At 44.4% G+C, this 24,472-nt stretch carries 26 protein-coding genes; 7 read left to right on the forward strand and 19 right to left on the reverse strand.

Going from position 1 to position 24,472, the window contains the following annotated elements; genetic code table 11:
• Positions 1-66: 66 nt before the first annotated feature.
• Both AM506_RS05940 and AM506_RS05945 read right to left on the reverse strand, forming a co-directional pair.
• Entirely contained in the window at positions 67-2,811 is a 2,745-nt protein-coding gene (locus AM506_RS05940; RefSeq protein ID WP_060671565.1) for a hypothetical protein, read from the reverse strand.
• Positions 2,812-3,058: 247 nt separating this feature from the next.
• The gene (locus AM506_RS05945) at positions 3,059-4,249 is read right to left on the reverse strand and encodes an MFS transporter (protein ID WP_060671566.1); all 1,191 of its coding nucleotides are present in this window, start codon (positions 4,247-4,249) and stop codon (positions 3,059-3,061) included.
• Positions 4,250-4,780: 531 nt separating this feature from the next.
• Between AM506_RS05945 and pxpB the strand changes: the two genes are divergently transcribed.
• The 3 genes from pxpB to AM506_RS05960 all read left to right on the forward strand — a co-directional run bounded on the left by pxpB (position 4,781) and on the right by AM506_RS05960 (position 7,720).
• Positions 4,781-5,500 (forward strand): 5-oxoprolinase subunit PxpB, encoded by a 720-nt coding sequence (pxpB, locus tag AM506_RS05950; protein ID WP_327205520.1) that lies wholly within the window; start codon positions 4,781-4,783, stop codon positions 5,498-5,500.
• Positions 5,497-6,501: a biotin-dependent carboxyltransferase family protein gene (locus AM506_RS05955; RefSeq protein WP_060671568.1), complete on the forward strand. Its 1,005-nt coding sequence runs from the start codon at positions 5,497-5,499 to the stop codon at positions 6,499-6,501. The genes pxpB and AM506_RS05955 overlap by 4 nt, the downstream gene beginning before the upstream one ends.
• A 76-nt stretch (positions 6,502-6,577) precedes the next feature.
• Positions 6,578-7,720 (forward strand): NRAMP family divalent metal transporter, encoded by a 1,143-nt coding sequence (locus tag AM506_RS05960; RefSeq protein WP_440480343.1) that lies wholly within the window; start codon positions 6,578-6,580, stop codon positions 7,718-7,720.
• Positions 7,721-7,865: 145 nt separating this feature from the next.
• On the opposite strand, the gene AM506_RS05965 is transcribed toward AM506_RS05960, so the two are convergent.
• From AM506_RS05965 to AM506_RS05985, 5 genes are all read right to left on the reverse strand, one after another.
• Positions 7,866-8,063, reverse strand: coding sequence for a YwbE family protein (locus AM506_RS05965; protein ID WP_060671570.1), 198 nt, complete (start codon positions 8,061-8,063; stop codon positions 7,866-7,868).
• Positions 8,064-8,106: 43 nt separating this feature from the next.
• Complete coding sequence (locus AM506_RS05970) at positions 8,107-8,337, reverse strand: excisionase family DNA-binding protein (RefSeq protein ID WP_060671571.1); 231 nt, start codon at positions 8,335-8,337, stop codon at positions 8,107-8,109.
• A gap of 20 nt (positions 8,338-8,357) precedes the next feature.
• Positions 8,358-9,734: a 23S rRNA (uracil(1939)-C(5))-methyltransferase RlmD gene (gene rlmD / locus AM506_RS05975; protein ID WP_060671572.1), complete on the reverse strand. Its 1,377-nt coding sequence runs from the start codon at positions 9,732-9,734 to the stop codon at positions 8,358-8,360.
• A gap of 132 nt (positions 9,735-9,866) precedes the next feature.
• Complete coding sequence (locus tag AM506_RS05980; RefSeq protein WP_060671573.1) at positions 9,867-10,238, reverse strand: hypothetical protein; 372 nt, start codon at positions 10,236-10,238, stop codon at positions 9,867-9,869.
• Complete coding sequence (locus tag AM506_RS05985; RefSeq protein WP_060671574.1) at positions 10,238-10,543, reverse strand: antibiotic biosynthesis monooxygenase family protein; 306 nt, start codon at positions 10,541-10,543, stop codon at positions 10,238-10,240. The genes AM506_RS05980 and AM506_RS05985 overlap by 1 nt, the downstream gene beginning before the upstream one ends.
• Before the next feature lie 215 nt (positions 10,544-10,758).
• Here AM506_RS05985 and AM506_RS05990 point away from each other — a divergent pair, with 215 nt between their 5' ends.
• Positions 10,759-11,109, forward strand: a complete 351-nt coding sequence (locus AM506_RS05990) for a hypothetical protein (RefSeq protein WP_060671575.1) — start codon at positions 10,759-10,761, stop codon at positions 11,107-11,109.
• Between the two features lie 51 nt (positions 11,110-11,160).
• Here the strand turns inward: AM506_RS05990 and AM506_RS05995 are convergent, their stop codons facing one another.
• The 7 genes from AM506_RS05995 to AM506_RS06020 all read right to left on the reverse strand — a co-directional run bounded on the left by AM506_RS05995 (position 11,161) and on the right by AM506_RS06020 (position 16,418).
• Complete coding sequence (locus tag AM506_RS05995) at positions 11,161-12,075, reverse strand: diacylglycerol kinase (RefSeq protein ID WP_034760879.1); 915 nt, start codon at positions 12,073-12,075, stop codon at positions 11,161-11,163.
• A 302-nt stretch (positions 12,076-12,377) separates the two neighbouring features.
• Positions 12,378-13,166 (reverse strand): arylamine N-acetyltransferase, encoded by a 789-nt coding sequence (locus tag AM506_RS06000; protein ID WP_235576052.1) that lies wholly within the window; start codon positions 13,164-13,166, stop codon positions 12,378-12,380.
• A 23-nt stretch (positions 13,167-13,189) separates the two neighbouring features.
• Positions 13,190-13,966, reverse strand: a complete 777-nt coding sequence (locus AM506_RS06005) for a class I SAM-dependent methyltransferase (protein WP_060671576.1) — start codon at positions 13,964-13,966, stop codon at positions 13,190-13,192.
• Positions 13,967-14,308: 342 nt separating this feature from the next.
• Positions 14,309-14,689 carry a helix-turn-helix domain-containing protein gene (locus AM506_RS06010; RefSeq protein ID WP_060671577.1) on the reverse strand — a complete coding sequence of 127 codons (381 nt, stop codon included), beginning with the start codon at positions 14,687-14,689 and terminating at the stop codon, positions 14,309-14,311.
• 184 nt (positions 14,690-14,873) lie between these two features.
• A complete protein-coding gene (locus AM506_RS06015; protein WP_060671578.1) occupies positions 14,874-15,440 on the reverse strand; it encodes a thioredoxin family protein in 567 nt (188 codons plus the stop codon).
• 419 nt (positions 15,441-15,859) lie between these two features.
• Positions 15,860-16,024, reverse strand: a complete 165-nt coding sequence (locus AM506_RS22675) for a hypothetical protein (RefSeq protein WP_160316850.1) — start codon at positions 16,022-16,024, stop codon at positions 15,860-15,862.
• The gene (locus AM506_RS06020; RefSeq protein ID WP_060671579.1) at positions 16,002-16,418 is read right to left on the reverse strand and encodes a DUF4257 domain-containing protein; all 417 of its coding nucleotides are present in this window, start codon (positions 16,416-16,418) and stop codon (positions 16,002-16,004) included. The genes AM506_RS22675 and AM506_RS06020 overlap by 23 nt, the downstream gene beginning before the upstream one ends.
• Positions 16,419-16,519: 101 nt before the next feature.
• Here AM506_RS06020 and AM506_RS22680 point away from each other — a divergent pair, with 101 nt between their 5' ends.
• Positions 16,520-16,675 carry a hypothetical protein gene (locus AM506_RS22680; RefSeq protein WP_156030059.1) on the forward strand — a complete coding sequence of 52 codons (156 nt, stop codon included), beginning with the start codon at positions 16,520-16,522 and terminating at the stop codon, positions 16,673-16,675.
• Positions 16,676-16,750: 75 nt separating this feature from the next.
• On the opposite strand, the gene AM506_RS06025 is transcribed toward AM506_RS22680, so the two are convergent.
• The 4 genes from AM506_RS06025 to gatC form a co-directional block, all read right to left on the reverse strand.
• On the reverse strand, positions 16,751-18,379 hold the full coding sequence (locus AM506_RS06025) for a M4 family metallopeptidase (RefSeq protein WP_060671634.1): 1,629 nt from the start codon (positions 18,377-18,379) through the stop codon (positions 16,751-16,753).
• Positions 18,380-18,702: 323 nt separating this feature from the next.
• Positions 18,703-20,133: an Asp-tRNA(Asn)/Glu-tRNA(Gln) amidotransferase subunit GatB gene (gene gatB, locus AM506_RS06030; RefSeq protein WP_060671580.1), complete on the reverse strand. Its 1,431-nt coding sequence runs from the start codon at positions 20,131-20,133 to the stop codon at positions 18,703-18,705.
• A 12-nt stretch (positions 20,134-20,145) separates the two neighbouring features.
• The gene (gene gatA / locus AM506_RS06035) at positions 20,146-21,606 is read right to left on the reverse strand and encodes an Asp-tRNA(Asn)/Glu-tRNA(Gln) amidotransferase subunit GatA (protein WP_060671581.1); all 1,461 of its coding nucleotides are present in this window, start codon (positions 21,604-21,606) and stop codon (positions 20,146-20,148) included.
• 12 nt (positions 21,607-21,618) lie between these two features.
• Complete coding sequence (gene gatC / locus AM506_RS06040) at positions 21,619-21,909, reverse strand: Asp-tRNA(Asn)/Glu-tRNA(Gln) amidotransferase subunit GatC (RefSeq protein WP_034760864.1); 291 nt, start codon at positions 21,907-21,909, stop codon at positions 21,619-21,621.
• 473 nt (positions 21,910-22,382) lie between these two features.
• On the opposite strand from gatC, the gene AM506_RS06045 reads away from it, so the two are divergent.
• Both AM506_RS06045 and AM506_RS06050 read left to right on the forward strand, forming a co-directional pair.
• Positions 22,383-22,739, forward strand: coding sequence for a cupin domain-containing protein (locus AM506_RS06045; protein ID WP_060671582.1), 357 nt, complete (start codon positions 22,383-22,385; stop codon positions 22,737-22,739).
• A 73-nt stretch (positions 22,740-22,812) separates the two neighbouring features.
• Positions 22,813-23,877: an AbrB family transcriptional regulator gene (locus AM506_RS06050; protein WP_060671583.1), complete on the forward strand. Its 1,065-nt coding sequence runs from the start codon at positions 22,813-22,815 to the stop codon at positions 23,875-23,877.
• Here AM506_RS06050 and AM506_RS06055 read toward each other — a convergent pair.
• On the reverse strand, positions 23,874-24,329 hold the full coding sequence (locus AM506_RS06055; protein WP_327205521.1) for a YueI family protein: 456 nt from the start codon (positions 24,327-24,329) through the stop codon (positions 23,874-23,876). The genes AM506_RS06050 and AM506_RS06055 overlap by 4 nt on opposite strands.
• Between the last annotated feature and the right edge of the window lie 143 nt (positions 24,330-24,472).

The following is a 24,472-nucleotide window of genomic DNA, read 5'->3' on the forward strand; positions in this document are numbered from 1 at the left end:
TTTGAACAAAAGAAAAGACTGATGCAATCCAGGGTAAGGCCCATGGAATGCATCAGTCTTTTTCTTTTATGAAAAATGATGTGAAGCCTTGTAACTGGCCTTCACCATGTACTCATGCTGAAGAAGTTTCACTTCAAACAGGGTGATCGGATCAAAATATAGTTCCGGATTTGCTTTCATTTTCTTCAATGATTCCTGGTCGGATGCGATCTCCGCTTCCGTATCCTTGATTGTTACCTTCAGTTGCCTGAAAGGCTCCGCAAAGAAGGAATGAACATCCTGCTGCAGGGATTTCTCAAACAGATCAAACTGAAGGAAGAACTTCTGGACAACGGATTCCGTAATATCCTGATAGTCTTCATTCTCCAGATAACGCTTGTACTGGTTATATAATAAAGACTTATTCTGCGGCAGTACGCCAAGTAGCTTTCCTGCGCTTTTCAGGAGGAACTGAGCAGGTTTAAACCGCAAAAGGATATTCTCTTTGTCGATCTGCGCCCGGGTTCCCATTCTGCTGACGTCCCTGCGCCAATCATCAACCACTTGGAAATCGCATTGTAGAACGACTTTATCTTTCCCGAATAATCCGTTAAACGTTTCACTCATTTCATTCAAGTAGTCCTGACTGTCCTGCAGTTCCTGTTTTGAAAAGGCCAGCCATTCCTCAAGGGACGTGACGTAACGAGGCATAAGATCGTCCTGGATGTACTCCTGGATCCTTGTGTTCATTGCATCATTTAATTCTGTGTGGATTTGTTTGAAATCACTTTCTTCGCTGATCAATTCCGAGCAGCCGCTGAGTATCGAAGGGATTTTCTCAGAGATTTCCTTCTTCATGGCTTCCTTCTTTTGATGGAAGGAATCCTTGATGACGGAAACCTTATCGCTTTGCATGTCTCCCAAGTAGTTCTCAAATCCATTCAGACGTGTGAGAATGTCTTCATTTTTCTCAATACTTTCTTTCAACTCTTTTTCATGATTCTTACGTTTGGAGTAGAGGTCCCTTAACGTTTTTCTCACTAAATAAAATAGTTTGCTTCCTCGCTCTCCCTTAAGGGTACCGCTCTTCATCTGATAATGATCCCCGAGGAACGTTTCCACATCTTTACGCTGAAGATGAACGGCTTCGAGGGATGAGTAAGGCAGCACTTCTGCATCTGGAAACCATTCACGGGCTTTGTTCCGTGCAGATTCAATGATTTCTTCCGTTCTCTCTGTGTGGGATACTTTATCCATCTTATTTAATAAGAAATGTACGTTCACAGGCTGTCCGATTTCCGCTAATTTCCGTAAGGTCTGACGGTCTTCTGCATTGAACGGGGCATCGGCATTCAGGACGTACAATAACCCGTCGGCTGCAGGATAAAAGGCAGTCAGATCATCAAGCTTCCTCTTACCTGTTTGAACATCGATGAGGGCCGTTCCATTTTTCTTAAGGAACTCTGATGGAAGCTTATACTCAACAAAGGCTTCCCGCTGCATCAACTCTTCGAAGTCTGCGATGCTTTCCACCTCGTGAACGCCTTGATCGTGAATCTCCTTCACTTCCACCTGCTGATCATGATAGCTGTAGATGATCGTTGAATCTTCAGCTTCTCCCACGCTTTCACCCAAGACGGATTGAACGAAGGAAGACTTACCGCTTGATGCACTTCCTGCAATCAATAGATGATGTTCACTCAGGTCCATCAACTGCTCTGCGATCCACTGAGTTTTGTAACCTACAGGGGCCTCATTCCGTTCAGACCACTCGATGATTTTATTCAAGAAGAGGATGATGTCATCAAATCTCGCCTGATAGGAATTCTCCTCTAACAGAATCATTTCCGCTTCTTCCGTCACCATTGGTTCGATGCTGTAGGAAAAGACATCGTTCCATGCCAAAACGGCTGCTGCCGGAAATAATGGCTGCTGATCCCTGCTCACCTTCAACCAATTTGTCAGCATACTCGGCATGAAGCCTTCAAGGTCTTTCACAAGGTAGTCACCTTCAAGGAACCCGATATATGCCTCTTTAAAGTGGGAAAGGATTTCCTGCCATGATTCGTTCGGAAGGATCTCCACGTATTCAAAGATCGTATTCACTGTCAGCATCCATTCGATATGGGCAGCCGAGTGGCTTCTGTAACTCGTCCAGAGTGCAGATACGAGATTCTTGAATTGTTTACGGTCTTTTTCGTACACGGTGATTAACAGATCATAGTAATAATCCGGAGCAAATGACCTTGTGTAACCTTCATCAGCATACTCTCTCAAAACCATGAACCATGCAGGTTCCCTCGTTCGAATCGATTCCTTCACCGCCAGTTCCACGGCTTTATTCCAGTCCCCCTGCTCCTCATAAAAAGCCCTTGCAAGTTCAGTCACATTTGGATAATCCGGTTCGATCGACAAAGCTTTCTCAATTGTCTGATAGGCCGATTGGATCTTGTTCCTCTCGATGTAAAGGGAAAATAGCTGCAGGGACACCTCCATGGTCAATATCGTACTTTCGGTTTGGATGGCAGTGTATACATCCTCGGCTGATGACAGCATCCCAAGCTCGTAGTAAGAATCCGCAATGTTCTTCTTAGCCCATGGTTCCAGTTCGTTCAGGATACTTTCCCATTTGAAGATGGCCGCTTCATAGTCCCTGCTATGAAAATAAACCTCTCCTTGGGCATAGCGGATGTAGGTTAAATCATATGGTTCATTTTGCTGTTCTTCGACAAATGCTCCTCCAAGTACTTCTATTGGATGACGGTTCGTGTCCTGATCTACTAAAAAAGTTCGATAAAATGACTTCTCCATTAGTAATTTTTCTTCTGTCATAATGTCCTCCGTTATATGTGGGCCTTCCTTCGCCGGAAACCTCACAGACTTGTCTATTTCTATCATTCTAACAGAATTTCAGTGGGATAAAATTTCATTTCCTTTTCAATTTCCGATTGATACTTTCTGCCGTGATTCAATGGAATCACTTCCATTACAGAAGAAAGGACTATCCATTACGAAAGGCTTTGATGCACTTTCAAAACAGATAGTCCTTTATACTTACCACTATTATTCTCCCATCAAACTATGCGGAAGTCTGATGGACAAGCTTTTTTTGTTTTCTGCCTTCAAGAATCGCCACTACAAGGGCAATGAGTAAGAACAGGCTGGAAATTTGGAATAGTACACCCGTCTCGACATACTGAGCGAGTACCCCGAATACTAAGCCGCTCAACCCGATTCCAAGGTCGATGGAAGAGAAGAACATACCGTTCGCCACTCCACGCCTGTGATCCGGCGTCATGGATAATGTCCAGGATTGAAGAGTCGGAATCAGGGAGCCGAATCCAACTCCGAAAAGAAGACCGGATACGACGATCAGCAAATCAGAATGAGCGAAAGACAGTGCCCACATGCCGATAAACGTCACGACGATACAGAATAGCACAAGTCCCTTTGGTCCCCGTTCATCAAACCACTTTCCTGCAATCGGTCTTGAAAGGGACGCCATGATCGCATTACATAAGTAGAACAGGAAGATATGCTGTATTCCGCGTTCTTCCCCAAAAATGACGATGAATGTAACGATCGATCCATACCCAAAGGTCACCATGATCGTAATGAAAGCAGGGAACCAGCTGGATTTCTCGACTAATGAACCAAGATAGGAAAACTTCAAGTCTTCTTTCTTCGTTTCTTTCACCACTTTAGGCGTCTGATAATGAACGATTCCCAATAGGAAGATCGCGATGACACCCAGTACACTTGAGGTGATGATAAGATTCGTGAAGGTCGTCACCTGGAATAAATAGATTCCGAGACTCGGAGCGATGATCATTCCGATCGTAATCGACAATCCGTAATACCCCATCCCTTCTCCTAAACGGGATTTAGGCACCACATCGACGGCTGCCGTCCCATTAACCGTTGTGGACCATCCCCATGCGAGTCCATGTACGAAACGGAATAAAAGAAAGATGAATACGACACTCGACAATGGATAAATCACCGTTATGGCGAGTAACGAGATCACCCCTACCAAGACAAGGGGCTTCCTGTCCCTGTATTCCAACATAAACCCAATGAACGGCCGGCTTAACACGGCCCCGATTGAAAACAGCGTCGTCACCAGTCCAATCTCAAGCCCTGAAGCCCCAATCGACTTAATATAAGGAGGAAGCGTCGGAATCAACATCTGAAACGACATAAACACAAACAAATTCCCCACCATCAACATAATAAAAGACCTCGTCCATAAAGGATCCTTCACCTTCATAAAAAAACCTCCCTTCCCATCTATCAAACCCCACCAGCAGATGAGGATATTATTTCGGATTACTAAATAATAGCACATAAACCACAATTGCGATACGAAATAAAACAACGGAAATGTGTAAGTTTTTAACAGAATGCAAATAGTAACAAATGGACCACATTCATTATTATAGGGAAAATAAATCTTAACTGTTTTTTGGCTTATTCCGGGTAGAGAAGGGCAACCGAAAGAACAAATTCATTTGCTCCTATCGGGTGCCCTTCTCTACCCGCCCTTTCAGCATAAGCTGAAAGGCGAGTGAAACGAACGTTTCACTCGAATAAGCCAATAAACTACTCCAGTACCATTAGGCGCAAAGTCTTAATCTTCCTTATTCACACACCTAATTCCCAAGCTTTTATTGAAAACACAAAGAATTATACTATAATAACAACATGGCCAAACTTTCTGAATAATCTTATTTGCGCGGCCACTCATACATATTTACTTTTTATTTTCTATAAACATACAACCATGAATGGAGGTCATTCCTTGAATTATACGTTACGCCCATTAGGCGACCACGCCGTCGTCATCCAATTAGGCAGCTCAATCCAGCAAGAAACGCACGACCTGGTGAAAGCGGTAACAAACATAATCGAAAACCAATCATTCGACTGGCTGATAGAATTCATCCCGGCCTTTACAACCGTCACACTCTATTACGATCCAATCAAAATCATCGAATCTCACAAACCCTTTCAAAACACACTTCCCTACACGGTCGTCTGTTCTGAAATTGAACACATGCTCTCCCAACTGAAAACTGAAGAAAAAGGAAAAGCAAGAATCATCGACATCCCCGTATGCTACGGAGGAGAATTCGGACCTGACCTTGAAGAAGTAGCAAACCACCATCAACTATCCACTGAAGAAGTCATCACGAAACACATGAACGGTGACTATCTCGTATACATGATCGGCTTCGCACCCGGCTTCCCTTATATTGGCGGCATGTCTCCGGAAATCGCGACGCCGAGAAGAGAGTCCCCTCGCCTGAAAATACCGGCAGGCTCAGTTGGGATAGCCGGGGAACAAACAGGGGTATACCCCATCGAAACACCAGGTGGATGGCAGCTGATCGGCCGTACACCCTTAAAACTGTTCCAACCTGATAACGCCGAGTCACCAAGCTTACTGAAAGCCGGGGACCGAATCCGCTTCACATCGATTTCACTTGAAGAATATAAAGCATTGGAGGAGGAACAATGATTAATATAATCAAACCGGGCCTCCTGACGACCATTCAGGACTTAGGAAGGTACGGTTACCAAAAATATGGCGTCATCGTGAGCGGGAGCATGGATCCCCTCGCCCACAAAATCGCGAACCTGCTCGTCGGCAACGATGTGGACGAGGCAGCCCTTGAAATCACCCTGATGGGACCTGTCCTTGAATTCAAGGAAACAACCCTTATCTCGATTTGCGGGGGAGACCTTTCTCCAACCATTGAGGGGAAACCCGTTCCTTTAAGAAGATCCCTTTTGATCAAAGCAGGAAGCGTCCTGAAGTTCGGGGCATGCACGAATGGCTGCCGCAGTTACCTGGCGATTGCCGGAGGCTTTAACGTCGAAAAAGTCATGAACAGCAGATCCACATATGTGAGGGCGGGAATCGGAGGATTCGAAGGTCGCCCCCTTCAGGCGGGCGACACCCTTGAAGCAGGAAAGCTCAACAAAGAATCTGCCAATATGATCGATTATTTACTTCCCTATGTGGAGAAGAGTGACTTCACGGAAATTGATTGGTCGATTTCATCTGAATTCATTTCGTCCTATCATCAAAAGAAAGCCATTCGAGTGATCCCTGGAACGGAGTATGAATTATTTTCCGAAGAGAGTCGTGAGCAATTTTTCAACCGGCCATTTAAAGTATCCTCCCAGTCAGACCGGATGGGATACCGCCTTGAAGGTCCGTCCCTCCAGCTGGATGAGGAGTTCGATATGATATCAGAAGCGGTGGCGTTTGGAACGATTCAGGTTCCGTCGAATGGTCAGCCGATCGTTCTGTTGGCTGACCGGCAGACGACGGGAGGCTATCCGAGAATGGGGTACATTGCATCCGTGGATCTTCCCCTTATTGCTCAAGCGAAACCGGGAGAAGACATTACATTCACCAGGATCTCCCATGAAAAGGCTCAGGAGCTATACATAGATCGCGAGCGTCAATTAAACCATTTAAAGCAAGGAATCGCCTTGAAATTCAACTCTTAATCCAAACGACGACAAAGGAGAGAACCCCTTGAAGAAAAAATCGAATTTCAGCTTATTACTGGGAGCAGCGTTCCTGATGGCGACCTCCGCCATCGGACCGGGCTTCCTGACTCAAACAACAGTCTTTACTGAAAAGCTTGCCGCAAGCTTTGGATTCGTCATTTTAATTTCCATCCTTATCGATATTGGTGCCCAGCTTAATATTTGGCGCATTATCGCCATTTCTGAAAAAAGGGCTCAGGACATCGCAAATGATGTCCTTCCTGGATTAGGGTATTTCCTTGCCATCCTCATCGTGGCAGGTGGCCTTGCCTTTAACATCGGAAATATTGCCGGTGCGGGACTCGGTACGAATGTCCTGTTTGGCATTTCCCCTGAAATGGGTGCCTTATTCAGCGGAATTGTCGCTGTCGGGATCTTCCTGGTAAAGGAAGCGGGCAGATTAATGGACAAATTCGCTCAAATCCTGGGATTATTAATGATCATCCTTACAGTATATGTCATGTTTACTGCGAATCCGCCTGTCGGCGAAGCCGTAACGAAAACATTCGCTCCCGACACCATTGATTTTCTCGCCATTATCACCCTGGTTGGCGGGACCGTCGGTGGATACATCACCTTTGCAGGGGGGCATCGCTTGTTAGAAGCCGGGATAACAGGAAAAAAAGCACTTCCTGAGATCACGAAAAGCTCCGTATCAGCCATCGGTATTGCATCCATCATGCGGATCTTTCTATTCCTTGCCGCGTTGGGGATCGTGGCACAAGGGTTTTCATTAGATCCCAAGAATCCCCCTGCGTCCGTATTCCAGCTGGCTGCAGGTGATATCGGGTACAAAATGTTCGGAATCGTCATGTGGTCTGCCGCTGTTTCCTCCGTTGTCGGTGCAGCCTATACGTCGGTCTCCTTCATCCGTACGTTCAGTCCGCTCCTCGAGAAATATCATAAGTGGCTGATCGTCGGTTTCATTGCGATTTCAACACTTGTTTTCGTGATTGTCGGTAAACCGGTTGCCATCTTGATCCTGGTCGGGTCCCTCAATGGATTGATCCTGCCGATCGCCCTCGGTGTCATGCTGATTGCCGCACATAAAGCAAAAATCGTCGGTGACTACAAGCACCCGATCTGGATGACCGTATTCGGTGTGCTGATCGTCGTGGCCATGTCTTATATGGGAATATACTCATTGGTCCAAGGCATTCCTCAGTTGTTTAGTTAAGCAAAAATGGAAAGACCTCAGGTCCCTTGCATGGATCTGAGGTCTTTTTGTGTCAGCTGATTATCTTGTACCTGGTACATTCCCTTTAAATTGTACCTGGTACATCACTTTTCAAGACATAGAAAAAAGAGACCGCTCAGGCCTCTTATTTCTGGATAATATTCTTCACCCGGCCGACCTGTCCATCTGCCAATCGGACTTTGATGCCGTGGGGGTGATTCGGGGAATTCGTTAAAATGTCTTTTACAATTCCCCGAGTCAGTTTATCTGTTCGCTGGTCTTTTTTCAGGACGATGTCCACTTCAAGACCCGGTTTAATATTGGAACGCTGTTGTCCGTTCATTGTATTCTCCATTTCTTAAGAAAATTTCTGGATTCGTCCAGGACTAGTCTTCATCCTTCACATCGATATCTTCAGGAATCGGTTCACTTAGATATTCTGCGAGCTGTCGCTTCATTTTTTCCATTTGCTCGATATGCTGATTGAATTGATCCCTGAATAATAAATATTGTTCTCCGTCATGGACTGCCCGTATCTTCTTTTGCTGCACGAGGTTTTTAATATACGATTCAGGCAGGGACAGATACTCGGCTGTTTCTTTGATGGTAAGATACATTGGCCATCATCCCTCACTTTTTATTCAACTAACTCGATCTTCGCAACGGCTTCACAGTGCATCGTCTGTGGAAACATATCGACCGGCTGCACTTCCGTTGTTTTATACCCGCCGTCTTCCAATATTCTAAGGTCACGGGCAAGGGTTGCCGGGTTGCAGGATACATAGACTACCCGCTTCGGCTTCATGGAAAGGATTGTATTCAGAAGTGCTTCATCGCAGCCCTTTCTCGGTGGATCCACGACAAGGACATCTGCTTTGATTCCTTCTTTATACCAATCGGGGATGACGACTTCCGCAGGTCCCGCTTTGAATTCCACATTCGTCATACCGTTCAACTGGGCATTCTGCTTTGCGTCTTCAATCGCCTGAGGAACAATTTCAACTCCGTACACCTTCTTGGCTTTCTGGGCAAGGAATAGAGAAATCGTCCCGATCCCGCAGTACGCATCAATGACCGTTTCTTCTCCCTGCAAATCGGCATACTCCAACGCTTTGTCATAGAGTACCTTCGTCTGCTCTGGGTTCACCTGATAGAAGGATCTTGCTGATATCGCGAACTTCACGTCGCCGATATAATCATGGATCACTTCTTCTCCCCATAAAATGCGGGTCGTATCGCCCATGATCACGTTTGTTTTTTTAGGGTTCACGTTATGAACGATTGACTTCAACCCTTCAATATTTTGAATAAGCGCTTCGACTATCGCCTTCTTGTGTGGCAGCTCAGGCGTACGCGTAACCAATACCACCATCACCTCACCCGTCGTATACGCCGTCCGGGTCATAATATGGCGGAGAGTCCCTTTATGATTCTTCTCATCATAGGGACGGACCTCCAACTTTTCACATATATCCTTCACATGCTGGATCACTTCATCATTTTTTTCGTATTGAATGATGCATTTGTCCATATCGATGATTTCATGACTGCGCTTTTGATAGAATCCTGCTACAAACCGTCCATCCTTCTCCCCAACGGGAACCTGGGCTTTATTGCGGTAGCGCCACGGTTCTTCCATTCCGAGGACCGGGTGCACGCTTACGTCATGAAGCTTTCCGATCCGCTGCATCACGTCCCTTACGTTCTTCTCTTTAGCTGCCAGCTGGCCTTCATACGTCATATGCTGGATCTGGCAGCCTCCGCATTCCCTGTAGATCGGGCATGGGGGTTCCTGACGAAACGGGCTTTCTTTCGTACGTTCCGACAATCGGCCGAACCCGTAGCCTTTACTTGTTTTCACGACTTTGACCCTGCCTTCTTCCCCGGGCAGGGCATTGGGGACGAATAATGGATATCCGTCGACCTTGGTGACCCCATTTCCGTCATGGGTCAAATCTTCAAATACGGCTTCATCTATATAATCATTTTTCTGAACAGGTGCTTTTTTACTCACGTATATCTTCCTTTGCGAATTCCTTTTTAAGACTCTACTGATTGTACCATAAATGGATAAGGAGAATGAAATGGTTGGAGGTCCGTCCTTCTCTATGAAAAAAAGCATCGACTTAGCCGATGCTTTTTACGTTCAGGATGAGGTGGGTTCTTCCCTGTCTGCGGACTGGATTGCCTCGATGGCCTGTTTTAGATAAAGCTTGAAGGCTTCCCCTTTTTCAACACCGGTTTCTTCGAGGGATTCCATGATACAGTTGAAATTATCGATGAGATGATCAGATTTCATGCCCCTGCTCACTAGCACGCTGTTCAGCCAGAGGGCATAATCGGAAAACACCTTCGATTCGCCTACATCGGCGGCAGACTCCAGATAGTTGAAATGATGAATGTTATCTTCATAGCATTTCTTCCGTCCAGCTTCTCCGTACTTTTCATCCAATTCCGGGTAACGATCGTACAATTTCACAACGGCTTCATCTATTACACTTTTATACTTATTTTCCATCAGTACGCCACCACTTTGTACCTGTCAATGGAAGGAATGATGGATGCCAGTTCCTGATCCGGGTATTTCTTTTCCAAATCATGAATTCGCTTATAGTCTTCACTTTGTACCCATTTCATGAAGTATTCTTTTGTATCCCACTCCATATGGACCGTGATCTCTCCCGGTTTTTTCTCATTTTGCAGCAGGAGAAACCTCTGAAATCCTTTTGCTTCGTCTACCAGACCTGAACGGGAATGATAGATTGATATGACTTCCTCTGCCTTCTCGTCAGGCACTGCAAATGTTGAATGTACGATATACATTTAATCACCCTTCTTAGTGGCACATTGCGAGACATGCTTTTTATTCACTGTAACATAGTCAATGAGCAAGGGGGAATACAAAAATTAACAGGTTTAAAGGAAAGGGGCACAATGTACATTTTCTTGTCAGGATGTAAAAACTTACCGCGTTTTATCCGATCTACAAAGGGTACAATGGTATGTGCAACAATTCTAGAAAGAGAAGGTAGATATACATGAACCCAGACTTCTTAGTAAACCTTATCCTCGTAGGGAATGTTTTTCTTGGAGTGTTATTCGCTCTCAAGTCAAGAAGGTGGTGGCTACCCTATATACTGATCGGACTCACCTTTTTAACCTTGACCTTTGGATTCGGGATATCCCTTTTGCTGAATAAAGAATCGATCCTTGCCTATTTATTTGTGTTCGTCGTCGGGCAATTGATATGGGTGTTTGCCTTTGTGATCGTCGCCCATTTATTGTCCTGGATCGTCCGGAAGGTTCCTTTTCGCCATAAACAGCAGATCGGATGGGGCTTTTTGATCGGATTTCCATTGACGTTTTCAGTTTTTTTGTTCGTTAACTAGAGAAACAAACATACAAAAAAGGAATGCCGTAATGCGCATTCCTTTTTTTCATTATTCCGCTTTATCTTCCGGCCGGATCTTATCAAGTGGGACGAATACTTGCAGATGACGGTACAGGTTCTCGAATTCTGCTGGAAGGACCCCTCCAAGCTCGCCGTCAACATTCAGCTGCACTTTTTCTTTCGCCTTGATCTTGATTCGATTGGCTTGCGTGTAAATGACGTTCGGATCGTTCACGTGCTCTCCCCGTACTGCCAGGGATGCAATCCGGATAAATTCTGCCAGGTTCGTCTTCTTCAGAATCAGTAATGAAAACAAACCGTCATTGATCGAGGCATCGGGAGCCAGTTTCTCGAAGCCTCCGACCGAGTTCGTCAATCCGATGAGGAAGAGCATCGCTTGTCCTTCAAACAACTTTCCATCATATTCGATCGATACATCGGTCGGTTTAATGGAAGGAAGCATTTCAATGCCCTTCAAATAATAAGCAAGCTGTCCCATCATGGTTTTAAGCTTACTCGGTACTTCATAGGTCAATTCCGTGATTCTTCCCCCACCAGCGATATTGATGAAATAGCGCTCATTCATGCGTCCGATATCGACTGGAATGGTCTCACCCTTCGTAATCACATCAATGGCGGAGCTGATATCCTTAGGGATGTGCAAGGCCCGGGCGAAGTCATTCGTTGTCCCCATCGGAACGATCCCCAGCTTCGGACGGTAGTCCTGTTCGGCTAATCCGTTGACGACTTCATTTAACGTACCGTCCCCACCTGCAGCCACGACGATATCATATTTGCGTTCGACAGCAATTCGTGCCGCTTCGGTCGCATCTCCTTCACAAATGGTTGCGTGAACAGATGTTTCATATCCTGCCTGCTCCAATTTGATTAATACTTCAGCCAGATGCTTTTTAAAAAGCTCCCGCCCCGAAGTCGGATTGTATATAATTCGTGCTCGTTTCATACCCATCATCCTAATCTGTATTAATTCAAAAACAACTCGTCCATGTATAAACCATCTTTTAACATCATATACCAATTTAAATTATTCATGCAAAATATGTTCAAAAGGCAGGATTTTTCAAATCGTCCACCGGTCAATATCATAACTCTTTTCTTTAGAAAAATCTAATGAAATATGAAATTTCCCATGCACTAAGTAAGCTTGTTTGAGCATTGTCAGAAAGAATACATAAATGGGGACTTTGACTAGAAGTGATTCAATACAAAAAACCGTTCAGAATATCAACCTGATACTCTGAACGGTTATGGAAATAGATAGATGTTCCGCTTTTGCAAAAATCGGATGGATTCTTCCAGGGACTTCATATCAAAATGATAGACTTCTCCAATGATGTCTTTCCATTTATCTTGATCTTTCATTTGATATTCACGGATATTCCGGTAGGTCATGACCTTCAATGTCCGGTTACGTAGGAAATAGCACTGGTTGCCCTGGAAACGGACGGCCGTGATCCTTCTCATGGTGATGTTGTCATCAGAGTCCAGGTAGGATGCCTGTATATCCGTCTCCAAATCTTCTTCTTCAAGCGGCACCCACTCGATGGTCTTTTTCACAAACGTCTTCCCGTTTGAACGGCGATCGACTTCGAACTCCCGGATGTCCTTCTGGGTAAAGGTGATCTCCTCCCCAAACCCGTGAAGAAGATGCTTATGCCTCGCCTCAAGCTCCACAGGCTTCATGATGGGAGAACCATATCCCACATCAACATAGAGCTTACGGTTATCAATCGAGATCATCAATCCAAGGTGACCCGGGTTCACTCTGACAAATTGACAGTGGAAACCTAATTCTTTCAACAGTCTTCCAAAATTGATGTTCAATGTAAAGCAGGTTCCTCCCCACCCCTTCAGATGGAGATTTTCTGCAAATGTCTCTAATGAGGGGACAAAGGATCCACCCTGGGAGAAATAATAAAATTTACTGAACGTCTCATAGGGAATCCGTATCAGATGCTGCTGTATCAGCCGCTGTAAATAGTTCAACGTGGGAGGCTCCATGTCCATATTTAAATAGTACACATATTTTTTCACTGCTTCCAATCCAATCACTCTTTCTACTTTTTCATCAGGCAGACTGTAAACTGGTGCTGAAGAGTAAACTCATGGAGAGAATCGTGACGTCTGGACAAGAAAGTATGTAATGATTGCAGTAATCCTTCTTTCTCCGTATCCTCTAAATGAGAGAGCAAGGAAAGGGATCCCACGCGCTCGCACCAGGACTGTATGGTGAATTCGACCATATAGTAAAATGTATAAAAGTCTTTGATTATAAAGTCGGCTTGCTGCCATTCTAACAACCATTCCACGGGAATGCCATTTACTTGTTTGCCGGGATCAGCTTTTGCTTCCGGGGTTTCACCGATATATTCATGTAAAAACGTCATCGTATCCTTGACGACTTCCTGAGTCGGAAGGAAGTTTGAATCGCTTACAATGAACGTTCCTTTATCCTTCAGTATCCGCTTCATTTCATGTATCGCTTTCGGGCGATCGAATAAATGCCAGCTTCTATGACTCATCGTGATATCGTAGTAGTGATCCGGCAGGTTCGTTGATTCTGCAGAGCCGGTCAGATAAGGGATCTCAAGGTATTGCCTGCTTTCCAATGCCTTGGCTGTTTTCCTCAGGTCAATGGAAGGTTCGACACCGATTACTTCGGCTCCACGCTTATGAAGCTTTCTTGTCAAGGCTCCGGTACCTGAACCAATCTCAGCCACTTTCCTTCCTTCCCACACAATTCCCCTTACCTTCAACGTATCAAAAAATTGATGCGGAATATCATCACAAGACGCAGCGTAACGGGAGGTCACATTACCAAAATTCACTTCCATTTACTCTCTTCCCCTATCATAATTGATTTTCACTCTGCTGAACGTTACGATTTCATGTCAACTCCATCACAGCCGCCTGCACAAAGAGCCTTCCTACATACTACATTCTGTATGCCAAGCGGAAACTCCTGCCGAGGGACGGACCTCGCTTACCTTTATATCGTCATAATTTCTAATCTTTTAATTGCTCGGTTACTATAAGAAATTATCCTATTTCACCTCGTGGTAAACCTTATAGGAAATTATATTTCTAACATTTCAACGGAGGATTTCAATAAGAAATAGAGGTCCGTCCCTAAAAAAAACGGTCATCTGAGATGACCGTTTGCTGTGTGGTGTTTTTTAGTTGTTGGCTCCAGCTGCGATCCGCTTTACGTTTTGTTCGGCGGTTTTGGTGAGGTCTGGAGTGAAACCGTTTTTCATTCGCTTGTTCTCTTCGTTGAAGTAGTCTTGGACTTCCTGGTCGAATTCTATTTCAATAAGATCACGAATGTCTGTAATTCTGAGGGCGATCATAATGGATACAAGGTGAGCCACAGTTAAAGATTTCTTCTTGAAATTCACTAGCTCATTGATCGTAGCCACTCTTAATCCCGTTAAGCGGTGAAGATCGCCTTGAGTCAATCCTCGTTCACGCAGGATTTCTCCCAATTTAATGTGAATTTTATGGGGAAATTTATTTAGCGCTTCTATTACAATTGTATTTGTCTTTTGGTGAATCATGATGCTTCAACTCCTCATCCTATATCATATTAACTTGAATAAACGCATTCGTGAACCGGCAATAAATACCATCACATCGGGTACTTATGACCATTTCATTTTGAGCATCGATGAGGTATCTTGAATCACAAAAAAGAAGACCCCGAAATCAGATTTCCGGGAGTCTCCCATCCTATCTATCGTCTTACATCAATACGCTTTGGACCAGGCTTGTTTTCAAGCTTTCGTACACTTCCTGCCAAACCTCTTTGTCCTTACTATACTGAGAAGTCAAACGCTGGATCATTTCCTTCTGCTTCTCATGGAAAAGTTCGTGGTCTTTCGGAGGAAGTTTCGCATTCTCATCATCCACGATCTTCTTAACCATGGGTGCCCGTGGACCCCATACAAGCTTTTCATTCCCCTCCTGATCGATAAAAATAAAGATCGGGATCGCTCTCGACGTTCCATTGCTCAAATATTGATCCATCAATTCAAGGTTTTCGTCCCGCAAAATCATCCGTACGTCCAGGTTGGCTGCCTCTGCCACTTTAAGAAGGATCGGAATATTCAACATGGCGTCCCCGCACCAATCCTCCGTGATCGCAATCACCCGTAAAGAACGTTCTCCAAGTTGTTTCAGCACCTCTATATCTTCTTCCGGAACTCTAAAGTTCTTCAAGATGGTCTCCGTATTTTCTTTATGAACACTCATATTTTCTATGTAATCTTCAGATGTCATTCCTTTATCAAACCATTGTTCCAAGTTCATTCTTCTTCCTCCTCCAGCGTTCCACCCAATCGGGAATCACTGCACTCTTTTCTCTGAAATTCTCTCTCTAGCATATGCATGTTTCTCCTAATCCACAAGTGAAATCCATTTAGAATCAAACCAAAATTTTAATTGTACGATTATGTCTGTAGGAATATAATATAAGAAAAGCACCTTCGTGAACAGGTTCGAATGAACTGCTCCCCGGTGAAACTCTTCCACCCAAAAAAAGGAATAGCGAAAACGCTACTCCTCAACTATTTTTCCAGAGGGGGATGGAAACAGGTAAGTATGGAAAGAGATATATCTTTCATACATCTTTCCTTGACAGAAAAAAAGCTGACTCAATTGTCAGTTTCATCCTCTCATTTTTTGGTTACATTAAATGGATATAGGACGACTCTTTCCATTGAACCATCTTAGACATCCTGTGATTTTTCAATTATTTTTGCCACTTTATTGTAGTAGTAGTTCAGCTCGACTAGGCTATCTGCCTCCTTCAGCCGCTTTAGGTAGTGACTCGCTTTTTCATAGTCTTCTGGTGGCAGTTCAACCTTGATTCTATTTTTCTTCCACTTCGCCAACAGGTTTCACCTCATTATGGTTTGAAGATCCTCCCTTAGAGGTCGGTTCGAGCTGATAATGAGATAGCTCTTGAATATAGGATGCTTTGGTCGCTGCTAAATTTTGTTCGATTTTTCGTGTGATGACGGAACTTCCACCGATTCCTGATAATAAACTGATGTAGATGACATACCACATCGGGACGGTGTCCACAACCGGTAACACGGACAGATACCCTGCAAGAACGCCTATGATAATATCCTTAGTTGAGCCAAAAAGATAATGTTTCTCACCCTGGTCATCGATGAATTTTCTTGGAAAAGTGAAATGACCATTTTTGAAAACCAGAATATGTCCTAAGCCCCCAATACCACCCATTAACATTGGCAACAAGATCACTTCGAATAAGGACATTCTATCCACCCTCTGGAATCATTTACTATTATTATATATTATTTACAGAAAATTCAGAATAGATAATTGGACGCAATTTTGTCCTTTAAAGGAGCGCCATTATGAGAAAAATTGTGATGAAAGTCTCGTCAATCGACAAACTTCGATTCCAAAACTATATGATGCAGCTAAAAAGGGCTGAATCAAAAGTAGAAGCAGATACGTATTACCGCTTAGCCAAACAGATCCTGGAGAAGGCGAAAAGGAAGCAAATGTGATGATTCCTCACTGGACTCCTTGTAAAAACACAAAAAAAGAAGAGCCATTACAGCCCTTCTCTCCTCTCTGCCTGTTTAGTTGACTCCTACCGCACTATACGCAGCTTTCACACTTGCCACCTCAGCACTTCCTGCACCATATAAATCCGTAGCTGCCTGAACCGCAGCCGAACGCAGCTGGCTGTAATTGGATGATGGCGTCAAGTATTGAGTCAAAGTACGATAATAAATCTTCCCGGTCTTATCCGTTCCGATTCCCGTCACTTTCACACCATAATGTGTACCGCCTTGACTTAACAAGTAAGCCGCCTTATTTCCGATTCCGCTGTTGATATGAACCCCGCCGTTATCCTGAGTCCCTGTGTATCTTACTGAATAGTGATCGGGATCACCGTATTTCGCCGGATCAGACATGGAACGGAGTGCGTCCCCACTCTTATTAGGTGTATAGATGTCTTCCCCGATCTCCCAATCCGGATTATTATTGGCATCGTATTCTACCAATGTCCCAAAAATATCGGACATGGATTCATTGATGGCCCCTGACTCATTCTGATAGATGAGATCGGCAGTTGTATCCGTCACGGCGTGGGTCAGCTCATGGGCAATGACATCAAGACCGCCAGATAAAGAGACGAACGTCGATCCATCCCCATCACCGTATACCATCTGCTGCCCGTTCCAGAATGCGTTATTATAGTTCCTGCCATAGTGGACAGTCGACTTCAATGCAGCACCATTTCCGTCATAGCTATTTCTGTTATGAGTATTCTTATAATAATCATACGTCGTTCCTGCATAATAGTGTGCATCTACCGCTGCTGCGTCATAGCTTGCGTTAAATAGATTATCGCTATCAGCCCACAGTGAGCCTGGAAGACGGGTACGGTTCGATCCATCATAGGTGAAAATACCATTTCCTCTCGTGCGATCTTGTAAATAATAAGTGGAAGAAGAAAGGTACGTATTCAAAGATTTAGTGTCACCCAATACTCCCTTACCGGATCCGACAGTGTCCGTCCCTCCAGCAGCTCCTCCACCGCCGCCAGGTTTACCTGCACCTTTACCTGCTTCATGAATTTCGTTCACCTTGGCAAGGATATCACCTGAGACAGCATCCACGAAATAGTTCCAGTTCCCAGGCTCCGGTGCCAGGAAATTATAGTTTACGAGATATGCATAATGCGCTTCTCCATCTTTTACATAAATCACTGATTCGGATTTAGGGGCGTATTCGTAATCAGGCTGACTGCCCACCGCCTTAACCAGATCCTTTTCAGCTGTTGAAACTGCTTCTTTTTTAGATAGTTTCTTCGTTTGTTTCAAGTTTTGTTTCTCATCAAGGCTTGCTGCGGGCGCTCCTGATAATGCGGTCAGAACGCCTTCTTTGTTTACATGTGCTGTCAGAACTGCCCCATAAACCGGAGTTCCCTTATATACTTGCTGGACGCGAAGATATGTAAATCCCAGGTCATCCTTCTGCTTTTCTACTACTTTGAACGATAGTTTTGAATCTCCTTTAAACTTGAACGTCTTTTGTTTCTCTGTTAAATAATCAAATACAACTGTTTCAGGAGCTTTTGAAGATGCCTTGGTCAATTGACCCGAAATGAATTGAGGAGTTCCCATCTGTGAATTAAAATTCACCTTTTCACTCACATTCGAAGCTCCAAATGCCTCCGAGGCCAGGACCGGACTCATCATTAACCCTGCTGTCAATCCTAATGCAACGACTTTTTTCTTCAATTACAACACCTCTTTGATAGAATTTTCAAACTATTTAAAACATTAAATACACTATAATACAAGCCTCCAACATTACGAACGAGCCAAAAGACCTAACATTCATATTTTCCAACCCCGGGTTAAATGACCTACACAAAACGGCCGAAAACCACTTCAATCAGGAAAACTTGAACAAAAAGAGGGACGGACCTTGAAAAATTTCAAGGTCCGTCCCTCTTTCCAAAGAAAAGCCCCCTCGAAACCAATTGGTTTCGAGGGGGCAATATGATTAAAAATAATGATTAACGTTTTTGAATTTCTTGAAGCAATAATTTGTTTACAAGCGGCGGATTTGCCTGACCTTTTGTCGCTTTCATGATTTGACCGACAAGGAAGCCGATGGCACGGTCTTTTCCGTTCTTGTAATCTTCGATGGATTGTGGATTCGCATCCAGTGTTTCCGTCACGATCTTGAGTAAGGCACCTTCGTCAGAAATTTGAACAAGGCCTTTGTCTTTCACGATTTGCTCAGGATCTCCACCGTTTTCTACTAATTCCTTGAACACTTTCTTCGCAATCTTGGAAGAAATCGTTCCTTTTTCGATCAACTCGATCATGCCTGCGAGTCCTTTAGGAGTCAGCTTAACATCCTCCAGTTCCTTCTGTTGGGCATTCAGGTATGCCGAAACTTCACCCATCAGCCAGTTAGAGGCAAGCTTCGCATCCGCACCTGCTTCAACGGTATCCTGGAAGAAATCAGACATTTCCTTCGTCAAAGTCAGAACCATGGCATCATATGCAGGTAAGCCAAGTTCCTCTACGTAGCGCTTTTTACGCTCATCCGGAAGCTCAGGGATCTCTGCACGGATGCGGTCCATCCACTCTTGGTCGATATGCAGGTGTAGTAAATCCGGTTCAGGGAAGTAACGGTAATCATCGGACCCTTCTTTGACACGCATGAGGATCGTTTTACCTGTTGATTCATCGAACCGAAGCGTTTCCTGCTGAATCAATCCTCCAGATAAAAGCACTTTCTCCTGACGGACGATTTCGTATTCCAATCCTTTTTTAACAAAGTTAAAGGAGTTCAGGTTTTTAAGTTCAGCTTTCGTTCCAAACTTTTCCTGACCGATTGGACGCAGGGAAATGTTGGCGTCACAACGAAGCGACCCTTCTTCCATCTTACAATCGGAAACCCCTGTATATTGAATGATGGATTTCAACTTCTCAAGATATGCATACGCTTCTTCAGGAGTACGGATATCCGGCTCGGATACAATCTCAATCAGAGGTGTTCCTTGACGGTTATAGTCGACAAGGGAATACCCGTCGCCTGAGTGCGTCAGTTTCCCTGCATCTTCTTCAAGGTGAAGACGAGTGATCCCGATGCGTTTCTTCTCACCGTTCACTTCAATTTCAATCCAGCCGTTCTCACCGATCGGCTTATCAAATTGAGAGATTTGGTACGCTTTCGGATTATCAGGATAGAAATAGTTTTTACGGTCAAACTTTGTATCCGTGGCGATCTCACAGTTCAATGCGATTGCCGCTTTCATACCGAACTCAATGGCACGTTTGTTAACGACTGGAAGAACACCAGGGTATCCAAGGTCGATCACGTTCGTATTCGTATTCGGCTCTGCTCCGAAATGGTTCGGTGCAGGAGAAAACATCTTACTGTCCGTTTTTAATTCTACGTGGACTTCTAGTCCGATTACTGGTTCAAAGTTCATTGATTTCACCCCTTACAGTTGTGGTCTTTTTGTATGGAAATCTGTAGCCTGCTCGAATGCATGAGCTACGCGATAAATCGTACTTTCGTCAAAATGCTTCCCGATGATCTGCAGTCCAAGCGGCAGTCCTGTTGAAGAGAATCCACAAGGGACTGAGATTCCCGGCACGCCTGCAAGGTTTACTGGAATCGTTAAAATATCGTTCGCATACATCGTTAATGGATCATCGATTTTTTCCCCGATTTTAAACGCCGGAGTCGGTGTTGTCGGTCCGATGATGACGTCATATTTCGCAAATACATCCTCGAAGTCTTTCTTGATCAGCGTACGGGCCTGCTGTGCTTTTTTGTAATAAGCTTCATAGTAACCAGAGCTGAGTGCAAACGTTCCAAGCATGATACGACGCTTCACTTCATCCCCGAAGCCTTCTGCACGTGTCTTCTTATAAAGATCAAGAAGGTTCTCTGCGTTCGGTGTACGGTATCCGTAACGAACACCATCGAAGCGTGCAAGATTGGCAGACGCTTCAGAAGATGCCAATAAGTAATACGTTGAAACACCGAATTTAGAATGAGGAAGGGAAACCTCTTCCCATGTAGCACCCATGCCTTCCAACACTTTCAGTGAAGCAAGAACGGCTTGACGGGCTTCTTCCCCGACACCTTCTCCTAAATATTCTTTCGGTACAGCAATTTTCAAACCTTTTACATCACCTGTAAGGGCTTCTGCATAATTCGGAACCTCTACATTCGCGGAAGTCGAGTCATTCGGATCAAGACCAGCGATTGCTTGCAGCAAGTACGCGTTGTCTTCTACGTTACGAGTGATTGGTCCGATTTGATCAAGTGAAGATGCGAATGCTACCAGACCGAAACGGGAAACACGTCCATAAGTAGGTTTTAATCCGACTGTACCCGTGAATGCCGCCGGCTGACGAATGGATCCACCTGTATCTGAACCAAGTGAGAAAGGAACTTCACCAGCTGCAACGGATGCTGCTGATCCACCTGAAGATCCGCCTGGAACCGTTTCAAGATTCCATGGGTTGCTCGTTTTCTGGAAACCGGAGTTCTCAGTAGATGAACCCATCGCAAACTCATCCATATTCAATTTACCGATCGTGATCGTATCGGCACTATGTAATTTATTGATGACCGTCGCATCATAAATCGGATTGAAGTTTTCAAGGATTTTACTCGCACAGGTTGTACGAAGACCCTTTGTAACGATATTGTCCTTGATTCCGATCGGCATTCCGAAAAGAAGGCCTTTACTTTCATCCGTACCAAGCTTGGAATCCCTTTCCTTCGCTTTACTGCGGGCATTTTCTTCATCCAATGTTAAAAACGCCTTTACTTTATCTTCCACGGCATCGATTCGTTTGTACGACTCGTCTACCAGGTCTGTGACAGATACTTCTTTCTTATGTAAAAGTTCATGAAGCTCTGATAATTTATGGTCAAATAATGACATGAGGTCCCCTCCTTAGTCCAAGATCGATGGAACGCGAACTTGTCCATCTTGTTTGTCTGGTGCGTTCTTCAATACTTCTTCACGCGGCAATCCTTCAACAGGCTTATCTTCACGCATCACGTTCTTCATATCCAGTACATGACTCGTTGCTTCCACATTTGAAGTATCCAATTCATTCAGCTGCTCTGCAAACCCGATAATCGCATCCAGCTGAGTCGTAAACTTCTTCGCTTCATCCTCTGTGATGGCTAGTCGTGCAAGGTGTGCAACATGCTTTACCTGCTCTTCAGAAATTCTAGACATCTTCTTCACCTCCGTATATGTTCGAACACTCACAATACTATTGATAATACCAAAATTCGCTTCATTAAAGCAACTATGATAAGAGATAACCATTGTTATGGGCATGGCTGATTCTTGTCCATACCTCCGTCTATTCTATCACGAAATGAGGGGTGGGTGTGATTTTGTGAGGAACACTGATTGTGGTTGTCCGTCCCTGTAAAAAATGTCAGGGATTGAAAGGGTAGATTGTCTGTTTTAGCTGGGGAAGAAGTAAGGGGGGAGTAGATTGCGTCGTTTTGGCCGTTGATTGCGTCATTTTCCAGATAATTGCGTCGTTTTTTTATTAATTGCGTCATTTACGTAATTAATCTTGCGTCATTTTTCTTTTATTTGCGTCAATTACCACATATTGGATTAAACCGCTCTTTTCACTCTTCAAAAATAAAGGATTCCCCGACCCCAAAACCGAAACTATTAAAGGAGGTGAGTTTATGAAAATATACAGTTTCAAGCAGAATACCGGAAAATCCATTCACCAATTTATTAGTAAAAACGTGACGATTCATCCTTTACTGAAGCCTGATGAGCCATTCCAAATCGGGTATTTTTATTTAGAAGAAAATAGCGTGCTGGGCATGCATCCCGCCATGTGCGATCAACTTCTGATGATCACGTCTGGACGTGGATGGGTGAGGGTCGAGGGAGGAGAAAAGATCGTAGTGGAACCGGGCATGGCGGTCTTTTGGCAGGAAGGGGAAATGCACGAATCCGGATCCGATGATGGTATGACTGCCATTGTAGCCGAAGGAAGCAGACTCGACCCCGACCAGTATCTCCATACCAATTAAAGCTTTCCATTTGCTTCCTCTCCTCCATTTGATTACCTTTAAATAGAGTACTTAAATGGAGAGGGTTTTCAACATGCATCCAATTCTATTAGCCTTCATAGCCGGGGTTATAGGCGGAGGGGTGTTCACGCTCCTGCATCTTCCCCTGTCCTGGCTGCTCGGTTCCATGGTTTCTGTCTTCCTAATCAACAAATGGACAAAGATTGAGCTAGCCTGGCCATCCTATCTCCGTGATCTCGGATTGATCATCGTCGGCTATGCCATCGGGCAGTCTTTCAGTCAGAAAACGATGATCGAAATCTTCACTCAGCTTCCTTCCATGCTGACGATGACGGTTGCGATTATTGCTTTCAGTATGGTTCTTGCTTACATCACGTCTAAAATGACAGGAATCGGTCTGTCTTCGACCATTACAGGCAGTATACCCGGGGGACTTTCACAAATGGTGGCTCTCGGGGAGGAAATGAAGAATGTCGACTTGACCGTCGTGACGATTTTACAGGTAATAAGGCTGCTGTCGGTCATCTTTGTGGTACCGTTCCTGGTGTTCAGTCCCCTTTTAGCTGGAGGAGGAACGGGTTCAGGTCCTGCCGCGCGTCAAATTGAGATTCCTTCTTTCCACTTGGGGTTTGTCGTTTTTTTCTTGATTGCCATTGGAGCAGGCTTCCTGGCTAGAAGAATCCATTTGCCAACCCCGACCTTACTTGGTCCGATCTTAGTGATCGGCGGATTCATGGTGGCTGAATTGCCGGTCCCGCATATGCCCGGACTGTTCATTATTCTGGCTCAATTATCTCTCGGGATTTATTTTAGTTTCATGATGAATTTCTCGTCATCCAAATCGATGGGAAAATTTATCCTATGGTCGCTGTTTACTTCCCTGTGCCTGCTTTTAGGTTGTGTGGGACTTAGCTTTATATTAAGCCGCTGGCATGATGTGTCTTTTTTGACTGCGTTCATCAGCATGGCTCCCGGTGGAATGGCAGAGATGGCACTGGTCGGACAAGCCGTCAACGCGGATCTTTCCATCATTACCGGATACCATCTATTCCGGATCTTATTTATTCTGTTCATCATCCCAGCGATTTTGAGAGGGCTTTTTAAACTATCTATTTTCCAAAAAGGCAATCACTATTAGAAAAGCTTATTCTTAATGGATGAGAATAGGCTTTTCTTTTGCTTTGGCTTCGATTTTGCTTCCATCACTTTCTCACTTTTTTTCTGCACATAGATCTCTTCCTGATCAATGGCATGATCATAAGCGAGAACGAGTCCGATATCCGTTTCGATCTCCTTATTGGTAACCATGGAAAACGACACATGATACGTATCGGCAAGCTTGATGTATTTAGATAAAAACGTGTAGCTCATGTTACCATTCAGTAAAAGTTTTGCATCAGGATGCTTTTTCAAATGATCCTGGACTTCCTTGTAGATCCCCTTTTCCCTCACCTGACTTTGGGTAAGGGCAATGACGATCCGCTCTCTCAGGGTCCCCAGAAACTTCCTTCTTTCATCAGGCTTGGTTTGTTTTTGCCCATATATTCCATTTTCCAAGTAATCATCTATGGTTGGCTTACTCAAAAACACTGCACCTCCAAAACGTCTTATTACAGTTTCTCCTACACTATATGTTTACATGTGTTCATTTGGTTCTGTCCCATTTTCTCTTATGGGAATGCTTTCAGGCAACTAAAAGGGTCCGCTCTGAAACGAGAGCGAACCCTTTGCCA

Source organism: Rossellomorea vietnamensis, from assembly GCF_001305855.1.
GTDB lineage: Bacteria > Bacillota > Bacilli > Bacillales > Bacillaceae_B > Rossellomorea > Rossellomorea vietnamensis_A.

Coding starts and splice junctions, on each gene's coding strand:
- AM506_RS05985 (WP_060671574.1), bottom strand. CDS start 10,543: ATGTATATCGTACATTCAACATTTGCAGTGCCTGACGAGAAGGCAGAG.
- gatC (WP_034760864.1), bottom strand. CDS start 21,909: ATGTCTAGAATTTCTGAAGAGCAGGTAAAGCATGTTGCACACCTTGCA.
- gatA (WP_060671581.1), bottom strand. CDS start 21,606: ATGTCATTATTTGACCATAAATTATCAGAGCTTCATGAACTTTTACAT.
- AM506_RS05995 (WP_034760879.1), bottom strand. CDS start 12,075: ATGAAACGAGCACGAATTATATACAATCCGACTTCGGGGCGGGAGCTT.
- AM506_RS05960 (WP_440480343.1), top strand. CDS start 6,578: ATGGCGACCTCCGCCATCGGACCGGGCTTCCTGACTCAAACAACAGTC.
- AM506_RS22680 (WP_156030059.1), top strand. CDS start 16,520: ATGAGAAAAATTGTGATGAAAGTCTCGTCAATCGACAAACTTCGATTC.
- AM506_RS05955 (WP_060671568.1), top strand. CDS start 5,497: ATGATTAATATAATCAAACCGGGCCTCCTGACGACCATTCAGGACTTA.
- AM506_RS05970 (WP_060671571.1), bottom strand. CDS start 8,337: ATGTATCTTACCATCAAAGAAACAGCCGAGTATCTGTCCCTGCCTGAA.
- AM506_RS05980 (WP_060671573.1), bottom strand. CDS start 10,238: ATGGAAAATAAGTATAAAAGTGTAATAGATGAAGCCGTTGTGAAATTG.
- AM506_RS05990 (WP_060671575.1), top strand. CDS start 10,759: ATGAACCCAGACTTCTTAGTAAACCTTATCCTCGTAGGGAATGTTTTT.
- AM506_RS06050 (WP_060671583.1), top strand. CDS start 22,813: ATGCATCCAATTCTATTAGCCTTCATAGCCGGGGTTATAGGCGGAGGG.
- AM506_RS06020 (WP_060671579.1), bottom strand. CDS start 16,418: ATGTCCTTATTCGAAGTGATCTTGTTGCCAATGTTAATGGGTGGTATT.
- AM506_RS05945 (WP_060671566.1), bottom strand. CDS start 4,249: ATGAAGGTGAAGGATCCTTTATGGACGAGGTCTTTTATTATGTTGATG.
- gatB (WP_060671580.1), bottom strand. CDS start 20,133: ATGAACTTTGAACCAGTAATCGGACTAGAAGTCCACGTAGAATTAAAA.
- AM506_RS05940 (WP_060671565.1), bottom strand. CDS start 2,811: ATGACAGAAGAAAAATTACTAATGGAGAAGTCATTTTATCGAACTTTT.
- AM506_RS06015 (WP_060671578.1), bottom strand. CDS start 15,440: ATGAACTTGGAACAATGGTTTGATAAAGGAATGACATCTGAAGATTAC.
- AM506_RS06025 (WP_060671634.1), bottom strand. CDS start 18,379: ATGATGAGTCCGGTCCTGGCCTCGGAGGCATTTGGAGCTTCGAATGTG.
- AM506_RS06045 (WP_060671582.1), top strand. CDS start 22,383: ATGAAAATATACAGTTTCAAGCAGAATACCGGAAAATCCATTCACCAA.
- AM506_RS06010 (WP_060671577.1), bottom strand. CDS start 14,689: ATGATTCACCAAAAGACAAATACAATTGTAATAGAAGCGCTAAATAAA.
- AM506_RS05965 (WP_060671570.1), bottom strand. CDS start 8,063: ATGAACGGACAACAGCGTTCCAATATTAAACCGGGTCTTGAAGTGGAC.
- AM506_RS06005 (WP_060671576.1), bottom strand. CDS start 13,966: ATGGAAGTGAATTTTGGTAATGTGACCTCCCGTTACGCTGCGTCTTGT.